Raw genomic sequence first — 12,535 nt, 5'->3', positions numbered from 1 at the left:
GGGGCGCGCCGCGGTGTACGCGGTGGTACGCGGGGCGGCGGCGGTGCGCGGAGCCGCGCGGGGTGGTGCGGACGGGCTTCGGAACCGCCGCGGTGAGACTACCCCGGCCGGTGCGGGCCGTTCCGTCGGGGACGGCGCCGCCGGGCGGCGGGCGGTCGGGCGGCGGGCGGTCGGGCGGCGGGCGGTCGGGCGGCGGGCGGTCGGGCGGCGGGCGGTCGGCGCCGCACGGTCAGCGCCACTCCGGGTGGGAGGCGTAGCCGGCCCCGGCCATCTCCCCGGGCGGCCCGTCCAGGTCCTCCGGGAGCAGGCTCCACACGATCAGATCGGTGCGTATGTCGGTCCAGCTCCCGTCCTCTGTGCGGGTCCGGGCTATCCAGGCGTTGCGCAGCACTCCCTCGCTGACGCAGCCGATCTTCTGGGCCACCTGCTGGGAGGCGGTGTTGTCGGCGGCGGTACGGATTTCCAGCCGCTCGAACTTCCGGTCCAGGAACAGCCACTGGGTCGCGGCCAGCACCGACTCGGCCGCGTATCCCTCGCCGCGCGCCCAGGGGGCGATCACGTACGCCGCCTCGGCGGACCGCACCCGCCAGTCCACCCCGCGCAGGTGGACGGTGCCGACCAGCCGCTGGGTGAGGAACTCGGTCACCGCGAAGACGATGCCGCGCCCCGCGGACCGCTCCCCGGGCGCCTGCCGGGTGATCCAGTCCCGGGCGTCGTCCTCGGTGTAGGGGACGGGGACGGAGGTCCAGGCGGTGACCAGTTCGTCGTTCATCATCTCCGTGAACTCGGGGACGTCCGTCTCGTCCAGGGGACGCAGCACGAGCCGCTCCGTCGTGATCGAGATCTCCGGGAAGATGGATGTCATGCGCCGCTCCAGACTGAAGGGGTCGAGTGCACAGCATGCAGCATCGTCCCGGTGGCGCGCAGCGCCGGACCCGGGCCGGGCGCCGTACACCGCCGGGCGGTCCGTACGGTCCGCGGACGGCTGCCGGACAGGGCCGTTCACCGCCCCGCGGTGAGCTCCAGCCCGCCGTCCGCGACCCGTACGGACACCTCCGACAGATCGCCCACCACGAGGTCCGCGACGAGTTCGGCGCGCCGGTGGGTCGTGGTCAGCGCCACCGTCCGCATGCCCGCCGCGCGCCCGGCCGCCAGTCCGGCCGGGGCGTCCTCGAAGACCACGCAGCGGGCCGGGTCCACCCCCAGTTTCGCGGCGGCCAGCAGATAGGGCTCGGGGTCGGGCTTGCCCCTGGTGATGTCGTCGGCGGTGACGACCAGCGGCGCGTCGATGCCCGCCCGCGCCAGCCGGGCGTCGGCGAGCGGGCGGGTGGCGGAGGTGACGACGGCCCAGCGTCCGGCGGGCAGCGCGCCGGTCAGCTCCACGGCGCCGGGCAGCGGCGCCACCCCGCCGCCGTCCGGGCCCAGCGCGTCCCGGAGCTCCAGCTCCTCGATGCGGCGCAGCGCCCCGGGCACCCGGGCGGCGGGCAGCAGGTCGGCGATGATCTCCGCGGCGGGGCGGCCGTGGAGCCCGACGCGGTCGAAGTCCGCGGCGGACACCCCGTACTCCCCCGCCCAGCGGTTCCAGCAGCGGACCGTGGCGTCCAGGGAGGACAGCAGGGTGCCGTCGTTGTCGAAGAGCAGGGCGTCGGCGGAGATCCTCACGGCGGCCAGGGTACGGGGCCGTGCGGAGGACCCGCGCCGGGGGGCCGTCCCGGCCGGATTCCGCCCGTAATACAGTGCCGACATGCTCATCCCGCTGACGGTCGCGGTCGCCGTGGCCGCGCTCGCCCTGGCCGCCTGGTGCGGCTTCGCGGCCTACCGGGACCAGCCGACCAAGGACTGGCACTTCGCCGGCATGGCCCTGGTGACCCTGCTCGCCCTTGTCCAGCTCGTCGTCGGGGTCGTACGGCTGGCGGACGGCGCGGAGCCGGCGGGCGGCACGGCGGTCTTCGTCGGCTATCTGCTGGGTGTCGTGGCCTGTCTGCCCGCGGTCGGCTTCCTGTCGCTGGCCGAGCGCACCCGCTGGGGATCGGCGACGGTGGCCGCGGGCGCGGTGGTGATGGCGGTGCTCCAGGTGCGGCTGTACGACGTGTGGGGAGGCGGCAATGGCTGAGCGGCCCCCGGCCGCCCCCGGCCCCGGGTCCCCGGCGCCCGCCGCGCGGAACGTCCCGGCGGGCCTGGGCCGCGGCCCGGGCCGGCTGCTGCTCACGCTGTACGGGGTCTTCGCCGTCGGCGCCACCTCCCGCTCGGTCTACCAGCTCTCGACCCGCTTCCAGGAGGCGCCGCTCGCCTATCTGCTCTCGGCGGCGGCCGCGGTGGTGTACGTGGTCATCACCGTCGCCCTGGCGCGCGGCGGCGAGGGCGCCCGCCGGGTGGCGGTGGTCTGCTGCGGCGCGGAACTGGCCGGAGTGCTGACGGTGGGGACCTGGACCGTGCTCGACCCGGCGGCCTTCCCGGACCAGACGGTCTGGTCCCAGTACGGCCTGGGCTACCTGCTGCTTCCCCTGATCCTGCCGGTCGTCGGCCTGGTGTGGCTGCGGCGCTCGCGCCGGCCGGCGTAGCCGCGCGCCCGGACGGCCGCCGCGGGAAACCGCACCGTTTCGGTCATTCCAGAACGGAAGGCAACCTTCCGGAGCACTCTCCGCGTTTTCCCCTGTAGAGCGCACCACTCACTTCACACCCACGGGGGGACACATGAGTGAGCGTCGTTTCCACGCCCGCGATCTGCGGGTGCGGACGGCCGAGGCCGAGTTCGCACGGCCCGTACCGCAGCAGCTCAACAACGGGGAGGAGTCCGACCACCCGTACATCGCCAACTTCTCCAAGGGTCTTCCGCACGACGGGAACGGCGAGGTCGACCCGGCCGCCTACCGGCTGCTGCTCAGGGCGCTGCACACCGGGCGCCCCGAGGACTTCGAACGCGTTCCGCTGGGCGGCGACCGCAAGCTGGTCAACCCGCAGTCCGGGCTCGGCTTCGACCTCCAGGGGCCCGACCCGCAGGCGCTGACGGTGCCGCCCGCGCCGCGCGTCGACAGCGCGTGGCACTCCGCCGAGGCGGTCGAGCTGTACTGGATGGCACTCCTGCGGGACGTGCCGTTCGCCGACTTCGGCCGCAGCGACCTGGCGGAGGAGGCCGCCGCCGAACTGAGCCGGCTGTCGGACTTCCGCGGCCCCGTCCGGGGCGGCACGGTGACCTGGGACACCCTCTTCCGCGGTGACACCCGGGGCGATCTCACCGGGCCGTACCTCTCCCAGTTCCTGCTGCGCGACATCCCCTACGGCACGCTGCGGGTGCCGCAGCGGCTGGACACCCTCAGGTGCCCGAAGGACCACCTCACCGACTTCGACTCCTGGCTGGCCGTGCAGAACGGTCACCTGCCCGCTGCCGACGAACGCGACTTCGAGGACCGGCGCTACATCCGCACTCCGCGCGAACTGGCGCACTACGTGCACTTCGACGCGCTGTACCAGGCGTACCTCGACGCCTGTCTGATCCTGCTGGGTTCGGAGGCGCCGGTGGACGCGGGCAACCCGTACGCCTTCTCCGGCAACCAGGAGGGCTTCGGCACCTACGGCGGTCCGCATGTGCTGTCGCTGGTCACCGAGGTGGCCACCCGGGCGCTCAAGGCGGTCTGGTACCAGAAGTGGTACGTGCACCGGCGGCAGCGGCCGGAGGAGTTCGGCGGGCGGCTGCATCTGCACCTCAGCGGCAGGCGGGAGTACCCCGTCGACGAGGAGGTGCTCGGCTCGGCCGCGGTCAAGCGGGTCCACGACGCCACCGGCAGCCATCTGCTGCCACAGGCCTTCCCCGAGGGCAGTCCGGTCCATCCCGCCTACGGCGCCGGGCACGCCACCGTCGCCGGGGCGTGCACCACGGTACTCAAGGCGTGGTTCGACGAGTCGCACGTCCTCGCCGCCCCGGTCGTGCCCTCCGCCGACGGCCTCCGGCTGGATCCGTACGCCGGGGACGACGCCGGCCGGCTCACCGTGGGAGGGGAGCTCAACAAGCTCGCCGCCAACATCGCCATCGGCCGCAGCATGGGCGGTGTCCACTGGCGTTCGGACTACTCCGCGTCGGTGCGGCTGGGCGAGGAGATCGCCATGGGGGTGCTGCGGGAGGTGAAGCGCTCCACCCGGGAGGACGCCTCCTTCTCGCTGAGCCGCTTCGACGGCACCACGACCACTCTCTGAGCGGCCGCGGGTACCGGTCCGGGGCTGCTCAGACCCAACGGGGCGGTACCGGGGAAAGCCCGCGGGCGGGTGGACGGCGCCACCGTCCGCCCGCCCGCGGGGCCCGCTCCGTACGTTCGGGGTCAGGCGCTGGCCGCGTAGTCCTGGGAGACGGCCGCCTTCTCCATGGTGATCAGACTCAGCCGGGAGGAGACCCGCTCGGTGGAGACCGGGATGTAGCCCAGCCCCCGGTAGAGGCGGAGGTTGTTGTCGCTGCGGTGGCCGGTGAACAGCCGGTAGCGCCTGGCGGAGCTCTCCTCCGTCAGGCGCTCCTCGAGCGCCGCCAGCAGCCGCCTGCCGAGGCCGTGCCCCTGCATGCGGGGGTGCACGATCAGTTTGCCGATCACGGCGGTGCCGTCGTCCTCCACCCGGCCGCGTACCGAGCCGACGACCTCCTCGCCGAGCCGGGCCACGAGTACGCGGCCGCGGGCCAGTTCGGCGCGCAGGTCGTCGAGGGACTGGGTGAGCGGCTCGATGGCGTAGTCGCCGTACAGCGCCGCCTCGGACTGGTAGCACAGGTACTGCAGTTTGAGGATCTGCTCGGCGTCGTTCTCTCTCGCCGCAGAGATGGCCACGCTCATTCCCATGTGCGCACGTCTCCCTCTGGATGGTCGTGTCCGGGCGCACGTGTGGAACGAGGGTCGCGCACCCGAACTGTCTACCCTGATGACGCCGGTGGTTTACCGCACCCTTCCCCGGTCTTCGGGGAGCGCAACCTCCGTCGTGAGCATTGTGCGCAGGCAACCGACGCAACGGGAACGAATCGGTCCGAGACTGCCCTGTGAGATTCCCAACTCACGGGCCACTTCCCGGTAGGTGGGGTTCCGGTGCGACAGCAGCGCGGTGAGCAGTTCGGGGCACCGTCCGGGCAGCCGCCCGATCGCCGTGCGCAGGGACCGCAGCCGCTCCGCGCGCAGGGCCCGGTCCTCCGGCCCGTCGGCTCCGGTGCCGTGCGCGACGCCGTCCGCCGTACCGTTCGCGGAGCCGCCCGCCACCGGGTCGTAGGCCACCTCGCGCCGGGCCCTGCGGCGCGCGGCACGGACCTCGGCCCGTACCGCCGCCCGCAGCCAGCGGGCCGGGTGGGGCGGCACCCCGGCCGTCCGGCCGTGTTCCAGCCAGCGCAGCCACACGGCCTGTTCCAGATCGGCCGGTTCGATTCCCGGGCCCGCCGCCTCCGCGGCGCACTCGGCCGCCAGCAGGGGGTGGAGATCCGCCGGGAGGGGCGGCGGGAAGGACACCGCGAGGGGCGGCGGGAAGGACACCGCGAGGGGCGGCGGGAAGGACCGCGGGAGGCGGTGCGGGCCGTCGGGCGGACCGGGCCGTGAGTCGTGCGGGATCACGGCTGTCCGGACCGCCGCCCATGGCCGGCCGGTTGCGCCGGCCGCCGATGATCACCCTGAAGGGGGGCGCACCGGCGGCCGGCGCGCCACCTGTCCGGGCCCTGCCGTGTCCCGGTCGGCCGGGTCAGTCCCGGCGGAAGTCCACGGCGGCCAGCAGCGCCGTGTCCGGGTGGTCGGTGAAGATGCCGTCGATACCGGTGGCGAAGTACGTCCGCAGGGCGCCGAAGGCGTCCCCGTAGGCGTCGGGGTCGGTACCGCGGCGGAAGCCGGCCGGCAGGAAGCGGTTCTCGTTGCGCAGGGTGTACGGGTGGAGCACCAGGCCCCGGGCGTGGGCGTCGCGCACCAGGGAGGTGGGCTCGCCCAGCCGGCCCTCGCCGTCCCGGGGGATCACCAGGTCGAGGGTGGGGCCGATGCCCTGGGCGAAGCGGGAGATCCACCGCAGTCCGGCGGGCGTGACCAGGTCGGCCACGGTGCGCGGGTCGCCGGACTCGGTGAAGTCCCATGGCCGGGAGGAGGCCGACGACAGCAGCACCACGCGCGGGGTGTCCACCAGTTCGCTCATCCGCCGCATGCTGCCCGGCTCGAAGGACTGCAGGAACGTCGGGGAGCCGGCGCGGTGCCGCCCGTACCGTCGCAGCAGCCGCGCCAGCGGCTCCTCCAGGCCCAGACCCAGCTTCCGGAAGTAACTCGGGTGCTTGGTCTCGATGTGCAGCCACACCGGCCGGCCGCGCTCGCGGCCCGCGCGTTCCGCCCAGGCCAGCACCTCCGCCAGGGAGGGCACCGTCCAGCGGCCGTCGTAGAGGGTGTTGTGAGGGCGGGTGCCGGGGATGCGCTCGACGGCGCGGAGGGTCTTCAGCTCGGCGAGGGTGAAGTCCTCGGTGAACCAGCCGGTGAGCCGGGTGCCGTCCACCGTCTTCGTCGTCCTGCGGCCGGCGAACTCCGGGTGGCCGGCCACGTCCGTGGTGTCGGTGATGTCGTTCTCGTGACGGCACACCAGATGGCCGTCCCGGGTGGGGACCACGTCCTGTTCGATGACGTCCGCGCCCATGGCGAGGGCGAGTTCGTACGCCCCCATGGTGTGCTCGGGCCGGTAACCGCAGGCGCCCCGGTGGGCGATGACGGCGGGCACCGGCAGCCGGCCCCCGCGTCCGCGCCCCCGGTCACCGTCCCGCTCCGCCGCAACGGCGGTACCGCCCAGCGCCGCCGTCCCCGCGCCCAGCGCCGCCGCTCCCAGTACGGTTCTGCGGCCCGGCCGCTGCACCTGTCCCATGGGCATTCTTCCTCTCACCCGTCTGTGGCGGCCGCCCGCGGTCCCCGCACCCGACCACCCGCACGTATCCGTTCCGTGCCCGGCGGGCGACGGAACCCGCGCATGGTAGGCGTGCGTCCTTTTCGGCCAGGAGACCGCGGGCGGAACGCGGCACGAACGGCTGGGGAAACACCCCGTTCCCGGGGATCCGTGGAGAAGCCCGGCGCGCGCTCCGCCGGGGAACGCGAGTATCGTCACCACCTGCGCGGGTGCGCGTACCGACCATCACGACCGGAGGGCATGTTGTCCCGTTTCCTGCTCATCAAGGCGCTGCTGGGCCCGCTGCTGCGCGTGCTGTTCCGGCCGCGGGTCCACGGGGCCGGGCGCATTCCGGGGAGCGGTCCGGTGATCCTGGCCGGAAACCATCTCACCTTCATCGACTCGATGATCCTCCCGCTCGTCGTCGACCGGCAGGTCTTCTTCATCGGCAAGGACGAGTACGTGACCGGCACCAGCCTCAAGGGCCGGCTGATGGCCTGGTTCTTCACCGGGGCCGGCATGATCCCCGTGGACCGCGACGGCGGGCGCGGCGGCGTGGCCGCGCTGATGACCGGCCGCCGGGTGCTGGAGGAGGGCAGGATCTTCGGCATCTACCCGGAGGGCACCCGTTCCCCCGACGGCCGGCTGTACCGCGGCCGCACCGGCATCGCCCGGCTGGCGCTGATGACCGGCGCGCCGGTGGTCCCGTTCGCGATGATCGGCACCGACCGCGTCCAGCCGGGCGGCAGCGGGCTGCCCCGGGTCGGTCCGGGCCGCCGGATCACCGTCCGCTTCGGTGAGCCGCTGGACTTCTCGCGCTACGAGGGCATGGACCGCGACCGCTATGTGCTGCGGGCCGTGACCGACGAGGTGATGAGCCATGTGATGCGGCTGTCCGGCCAGGAGTACGTGGACGTCTACGCCACCAAGGCCAAGGCGGCCTGAACCGCGCGGAGAACCGGCGGGGGCGGGGCACCGCTTCCGCCGGTTCTCCTTTCCCCAACTAATCAACTTTTACTAGTGTGGTGGCATGACCGAGACCACGACACCGATCCTGCCGTGCCGCACCCTCCCGCCGGTGCTCGGCTTCTATGCCGCGCTCGGCTTCGAGACCACCTTCGAGCAGCGGAGCCCCAATCCGTACGCCGTCGTCGCACGCGGCGGCATCGAACTGCACTTCTTCGGCATGAAGCGGTACGACCCCGCCCGGTCGTACAGCACCTGCCACATCGCCACCGACGACGTGGACGCCCTGTACGCCGCCTTCCGCGCCGGGCTGAAGGAGTCCTACGGGAAGGTCCCGTCCCGCGGGCTGCCCCGGATCGGCCCGGTGAAGGACATGCCCTGTGGGACACGGCAGTTCCTGGTGTCCGACCCCGGCGGCAACTGCCTGCGTATCGGACAGCGGACCGGCGGCGACCTCCGCCACCCGCCCGCGCCCCGGGAGAGGTTCGCCCGCGTCCTGCAGTCGGCGACGCTGCTCGCCGACTCCCGGCAGGACCCCGAGACCGCCGCGCGGATCCTCGACCGGGCGCTGGCGGCGGACGGGGCCGGGGCTGCGGAAGGAGCGGCGGGCCGGGGGACCGTCCCCGCACAGCGGCCCACTCCCGTGCAGTTGCTGCGGCTGCTGGTGCTGCGCGGCGATCTCGCGCGGCGGCTCGGTGCCCCGGAGCGGGAGGCGGCCCTGCTGAAGAGGGCTTCGGCCGACGGCCTCACCGCCGACGAGCGGGAGGCGGTACGCGACGACCTGGCCCGGCCGGCGGAGCTGCGGGAGTGAGACGGGGGGCGGACGCGGGGCCGGGCTCCCGGCCCCGCGTCCGCCGCGGTCCGTGACGGACGCGGGCGGACCATACGTACGACGGAGGCTCAGGGACAGCTCGGGTCGCACAGCAGGACGGACAGCCCGGAGCAGTGGTCGCACATGATCAGACTCGTCATGCTCTGGGCGGCCGTGTCCGCCGCCCGGCCCCACGAGTCCACCGGTCCGGAGCACTCCAGTGTCTGCAGGTCGTACAGGATCGGTTCGGGTCGTTCGGCCATCTCCGCTTCTCCTCAGGTCCGGTGGCCGGCCGTCAGCCGCAGATGATCAGGGACAGGGCGGAGTGGGGTTCGCACAGGATGCTGTGGCTGCTGTCGCCCGCCGCCGGGGCCCGGTCGCCCGGCTCGTCGGCGCTCTCCAGCACCTGTAAGTCGTACAGGCACAGCTCTTCTCTCATGTCCGGTTTCTCCTTGTCGTTTTCCGGCCGTACCCGGCCGGTCTGACACCGCCGACAGTCGTCCACGGCGTGTCATCCGCCGTCTGCCCCGCCGGCCGGCGCCCGTAACGTGTCACTCACACCCTGTACCGGACGGACGGGCGGCCCGGGAACGCGGGCGGTCGCCCCCGGGCCGGAGGTGGCCGTCCCGCGGTTCGCCGCGCCGCCGTGTCAGGTCCGGAGCGGACGGCGCGGGCACGTCCGGTCGGCCCGGCCACCGGCCGGCGGCGGGGTGTTCCTCACCGGCCCCCGGTCGCCCGCGCCCCGCCGCCCGGGGCCGCGTCCGCCCAGGCCCGCTGCCGGGCCAGGTCATCCCTCACCTCGGCGAGCTGGACGGCGACGGCCGACGGCGCGGTGCCGCCGCGCCCGTCGCGGGCGGCCAGCGCCCCGGGGACGCTCAGCACGGTGCGGACCTCGGGTGTCAGATGCGGGGAGATCTTCGCGAACTGCTCGTCGGTGAGCTGGTCCAGTTCGATCCCGGCCGCCTCGCAGACCTTGACGCACTCCCCCGCGACCTCGTGCGCCTCGCGGAACGGCACGCCCCGCTTGACCAGCCACTCGGCGATGTCGGTGGCCAGCGAGAAGCCGGCCGGGGCCAGTTCGGCCATCCGTTCCCGGTTGACGGTGAGGGTGGCCATCATCCCGGTGAACGCCGGAAGCAGCACCTCCAGCTGGTCGCAGGAGTCGAAGACGGGCTCCTTGTCCTCCTGCAGGTCGCGGTTGTACGCCAGCGGCAGCGCCTTGAGGGTGGCCAGCAGACCGGTGAGGTTGCCGATGAGCCGCCCGGACTTGCCGCGCGCCAGCTCGGCGATGTCCGGGTTCTTCTTCTGCGGCATGATCGAGGAGCCGGTGGAGAAGGCGTCATGGAGGGTCACAAAGGAGAACTCCTTCGTGTTCCAGATGATGATCTCCTCGGCGATCCGGGACAGGTCGACCCCGATCATCGCGGTGATGAAGGCGAACTCGGCGACGAAGTCGCGCGAGGCGGTGCCGTCGATGGAGTTGGCCGCCGAGCCGTGCTCGAAGCCCAGGTCGGCGGCGACGGCCCGCGGGTCCAGGCCGAGCGAGGAGCCGGCCAGCGCACCGGAGCCGTAGGGTGAGACGGCGGTACGGGCGTCCCACTGCCGAAGCCGCTCGGCGTCCCGGGACAGGGCCTGGACGTGGGCGAGGACATGGTGGGCGAAGAGGACCGGCTGGGCGTGCTGGAGGTGGGTGCGGCCGGGCATAGCCACGTCCGGGTGGGCCTCGGCCAGGGCGACCAGCGCCTCGTTCAGGTCGGCGAGCAGACCGCCGATGATCCGGGCGTGGTCGCGCAGGTACATCCGGAACAGCGTGGCCACCTGGTCGTTGCGGGAGCGTCCGGCGCGCAGCTTGCCGCCCAGCTCCGGGCCGAGGCGCTCCAGCAGCCCGCGCTCCAGGGCGGTGTGCACGTCCTCGTCGGCGACGGTGCCGGTGAAGGAGCCGTCGGCGACGTCGGCCGCCAGCCGGTCGAGCCCGGCGAGCATCTCCTCCAGTTCCCCGGCGGTGAGCAGCCCGGCGGCGTGCAGCACCTTCGCGTGCGCCCGCGACCCGGCGATGTCGTAGGGGGCCAGCCGCCAGTCGAAGTGGACGGAGGCGGAGAGCCTCTCCAGCGCCTCGGCCGGTCCGTCGGCGAACCTGCCGCCCCACAGCCGTACGTCGCCGCCCGCGGCGGGGGTGGGGGTCTGCGGGCCGTTGGTCATCGGGACTCCTCGTGCGGGTGGTGGATGTGCCGCGTGCGCGGCCGGGCGGACCGCGAGGTCACCGTTCCGGCTCCGGGCCGGTGGTCCCGCCGCCCGTGCCAGGGGCCCCGGCGGTCCGGCCGATGCGGACGGAGGTGTCCGGGCCACCGGAACGGGCGAGTACGGCGTGCTCCGCCACGGGGGCTCCTCACCGTCCATGCGCACGACCCATGCGGCGACTCGCATAATTATGCGCCTCGCCGCATGATTCGTCAACGCACAGCACGGGTCGGCACGGCACGGAGCCGTCCGGCGCGGCGGCGGGCGGCCGTCACCAGCACCCGCCGGCCGTCGCCGGGGCCGGCCTCCTCGTGGACCCGGCCCAGCCGTACGTCCACGCGGTGCGTCCTGTCGTCCGCCACGGCTTCAGCCCGCACCGGAACCCCTGTCGCGCGCACGGCGGCTGGGGAATCATGCCGGTCATGGGAAAGACCTACGAACACATCGACGGCCGGCTGCGGAAGTTCATCGAGGAGCAGCCTGTCTTCTTCACCGCCACCGCGCCGCTGTCCGCCGACGGCACCGTGAACCTCTCCCCCAAGGGACTGAGGGGCTCCTTCGCCGTTCTCGACGAACGCACCGTCGCCTACCTGGACTTCGCCGGCTCCAACGCCGAGACCGTCGCCCATCTGCGGGAGAACGGCCGGATCACCCTGATGTGGTGCGCCTTCTCCGGCCCGCCGAACATCGTGCGCGTCCACGGCCGCGGCGAGCCCGTCTTCCGCGACGATCCGCGCTGGAAGGAGCTGGTCGCCCACTTCCCCGGCATCGACCACACCCGGCACGGGCTGCGCGCGATCATCGTGGTCACCGCCGAGCTGATCCGCGACACCTGCGGATTCGCCGTCCCCCTGATGACGTACGAGGAGGAGCGCCCGCTGCACGGCTCACGGTTCGCCCGGGAGGACGACGAGAGCCTCGACGCGTACTTCCGCTCCAAGGAGCACATCGCCACCAGCATCGACGGCCTTCCCGGCCTTCCGCTGCCCCTGCCGCCGACCCCCGCCGCCGATCCCGTGTGACCGGCAGGCGAAACGGTCTTGCGGCGGGCCGGACGGGGCGGTTTCATCAGGCGGTGCGAACCGAACATGCGAACAGCTCCACACCGGTGATCACCCGGCTGTCGGCCGCCGAGTTCCCCGCCGCCCGCGACGGGCTCACCGAGCTGGTGTGCGACGCCGTCGCCGGCGGCTCCTCGATCGGCTTCCTCGCCCCCGCCGACCGGGCGGGCATCGCGGCCTGGTGGGAGAGCCTGGCCCCCGAGGTGGCCGACGGGCGGACGGCGGTGTGGGCCGCCCGGGACGGCGACGGGCGGATCACCGGCACCGTGCAGCTGCGGACGGGCGGCATGCCCAACGGCCGCCACCGCGCCGAGCTCGCCAAGCTGGTCGTGCACCGGCGGGCGCGCGGCCGGGGGCTGGGGCGACGGCTGCTGGCGGCGGCCGAGCGGGCGGCGGCCGCCTCGGGCATCACCCTGCTGGTCCTGGACACCCAGACCGGCAGCCCGGCCGAGCGCCTCTACCGCTCGGCCGGCTGGACCGAGGCGGGCACCATCCCCGACTACGCCGCCGACACCGAGGGCGTACTGCGGCCCACCACCCTCTTCCACAAGCGGCCCGGCTGACACACGGTCCGGTACCCGGAGGAATCCGGTGGTCGGGG

At 73.7% G+C, this 12,535-nt stretch carries 16 protein-coding genes; 7 read left to right on the top strand and 9 right to left on the bottom strand.

Annotated elements, in window-relative coordinates; all coding sequences use genetic code 11:
* Nucleotides 1-229: 229 nt before the first annotated feature.
* Both CUT44_RS25330 and CUT44_RS25325 read right to left on the bottom strand, forming a co-directional pair.
* The gene (locus CUT44_RS25330) at nt 230-865 is read right to left on the bottom strand and encodes a GNAT family N-acetyltransferase (protein WP_100204244.1); all 636 of its coding nucleotides are present in this window, start codon (nt 863-865) and stop codon (nt 230-232) included.
* A gap of 137 nt (nt 866-1,002) precedes the next feature.
* Nucleotides 1,003-1,662 (bottom strand): HAD-IA family hydrolase, encoded by a 660-nt coding sequence (locus CUT44_RS25325; RefSeq protein ID WP_100204463.1) that lies wholly within the window; start codon nt 1,660-1,662, stop codon nt 1,003-1,005.
* A gap of 82 nt (nt 1,663-1,744) precedes the next feature.
* On the opposite strand from CUT44_RS25325, the gene CUT44_RS25320 reads away from it, so the two are divergent.
* From CUT44_RS25320 to CUT44_RS25310, 3 genes are all read left to right on the top strand, one after another.
* Nucleotides 1,745-2,113, top strand: coding sequence for a hypothetical protein (locus CUT44_RS25320; protein ID WP_100204243.1), 369 nt, complete (start codon nt 1,745-1,747; stop codon nt 2,111-2,113).
* Nucleotides 2,106-2,561 carry a hypothetical protein gene (locus CUT44_RS25315; protein WP_233221652.1) on the top strand — a complete coding sequence of 152 codons (456 nt, stop codon included), beginning with the start codon at nt 2,106-2,108 and terminating at the stop codon, nt 2,559-2,561. The genes CUT44_RS25320 and CUT44_RS25315 overlap by 8 nt, the downstream gene beginning before the upstream one ends.
* Nucleotides 2,562-2,694: 133 nt before the next feature.
* Nucleotides 2,695-4,191 carry a vanadium-dependent haloperoxidase gene (locus tag CUT44_RS25310; protein ID WP_233221651.1) on the top strand — a complete coding sequence of 499 codons (1,497 nt, stop codon included), beginning with the start codon at nt 2,695-2,697 and terminating at the stop codon, nt 4,189-4,191.
* A 122-nt stretch (nt 4,192-4,313) separates the two neighbouring features.
* Here the strand turns inward: CUT44_RS25310 and CUT44_RS25305 are convergent, their stop codons facing one another.
* The 3 genes from CUT44_RS25305 to CUT44_RS25295 form a co-directional block, all read right to left on the bottom strand.
* Nucleotides 4,314-4,817, bottom strand: coding sequence for a GNAT family N-acetyltransferase (locus tag CUT44_RS25305; RefSeq protein WP_100204241.1), 504 nt, complete (start codon nt 4,815-4,817; stop codon nt 4,314-4,316).
* 93 nt (nt 4,818-4,910) lie between these two features.
* Entirely contained in the window at nt 4,911-5,468 is a 558-nt protein-coding gene (locus tag CUT44_RS25300) for a sigma-70 family RNA polymerase sigma factor (protein WP_100204240.1), read from the bottom strand.
* Between the two features lie 226 nt (nt 5,469-5,694).
* Nucleotides 5,695-6,840, bottom strand: coding sequence for a glycerophosphodiester phosphodiesterase (locus CUT44_RS25295; protein WP_408646795.1), 1,146 nt, complete (start codon nt 6,838-6,840; stop codon nt 5,695-5,697).
* Between the two features lie 282 nt (nt 6,841-7,122).
* Here CUT44_RS25295 and CUT44_RS25290 point away from each other — a divergent pair, with 282 nt between their 5' ends.
* Together CUT44_RS25290 and CUT44_RS25285 are read left to right on the top strand one after the other, a co-directional pair.
* Nucleotides 7,123-7,803 carry a lysophospholipid acyltransferase family protein gene (locus CUT44_RS25290; protein WP_100204238.1) on the top strand — a complete coding sequence of 227 codons (681 nt, stop codon included), beginning with the start codon at nt 7,123-7,125 and terminating at the stop codon, nt 7,801-7,803.
* Nucleotides 7,804-7,888: 85 nt separating this feature from the next.
* On the top strand, nt 7,889-8,635 hold the full coding sequence (locus CUT44_RS25285; protein ID WP_100204237.1) for a bleomycin resistance protein: 747 nt from the start codon (nt 7,889-7,891) through the stop codon (nt 8,633-8,635).
* A gap of 89 nt (nt 8,636-8,724) precedes the next feature.
* Here CUT44_RS25285 and CUT44_RS33220 read toward each other — a convergent pair whose 3' ends face one another.
* From CUT44_RS33220 to CUT44_RS33215, 4 genes are all read right to left on the bottom strand, one after another.
* Nucleotides 8,725-8,898: a SapB/AmfS family lanthipeptide gene (locus CUT44_RS33220; protein ID WP_158239667.1), complete on the bottom strand. Its 174-nt coding sequence runs from the start codon at nt 8,896-8,898 to the stop codon at nt 8,725-8,727.
* A 32-nt stretch (nt 8,899-8,930) separates the two neighbouring features.
* Nucleotides 8,931-9,074, bottom strand: coding sequence for a SapB/AmfS family lanthipeptide (locus CUT44_RS32550; RefSeq protein ID WP_102248713.1), 144 nt, complete (start codon nt 9,072-9,074; stop codon nt 8,931-8,933).
* A gap of 278 nt (nt 9,075-9,352) precedes the next feature.
* Complete coding sequence (gene argH, locus CUT44_RS25280) at nt 9,353-10,834, bottom strand: argininosuccinate lyase (protein ID WP_100204236.1); 1,482 nt, start codon at nt 10,832-10,834, stop codon at nt 9,353-9,355.
* Between the two features lie 251 nt (nt 10,835-11,085).
* Nucleotides 11,086-11,250, bottom strand: coding sequence for a hypothetical protein (locus CUT44_RS33215; protein WP_158239666.1), 165 nt, complete (start codon nt 11,248-11,250; stop codon nt 11,086-11,088).
* 45 nt (nt 11,251-11,295) lie between these two features.
* On the opposite strand from CUT44_RS33215, the gene CUT44_RS25275 reads away from it, so the two are divergent.
* Both CUT44_RS25275 and CUT44_RS25270 read left to right on the top strand, forming a co-directional pair.
* On the top strand, nt 11,296-11,895 hold the full coding sequence (locus CUT44_RS25275; RefSeq protein ID WP_100204461.1) for a pyridoxamine 5'-phosphate oxidase family protein: 600 nt from the start codon (nt 11,296-11,298) through the stop codon (nt 11,893-11,895).
* A 53-nt stretch (nt 11,896-11,948) separates the two neighbouring features.
* Nucleotides 11,949-12,497 (top strand): GNAT family N-acetyltransferase, encoded by a 549-nt coding sequence (locus tag CUT44_RS25270; RefSeq protein WP_408646794.1) that lies wholly within the window; start codon nt 11,949-11,951, stop codon nt 12,495-12,497.
* The last annotated feature ends 38 nt before the right edge of the window (nt 12,498-12,535 follow it).

Source organism: Streptomyces carminius, assembly GCF_002794255.1.
GTDB classification, from domain to species: Bacteria; Actinomycetota; Actinomycetes; order Streptomycetales; family Streptomycetaceae; genus Streptomyces; species Streptomyces carminius.
This window is presented reverse-complemented; position numbering and strand designations above follow the sequence as displayed.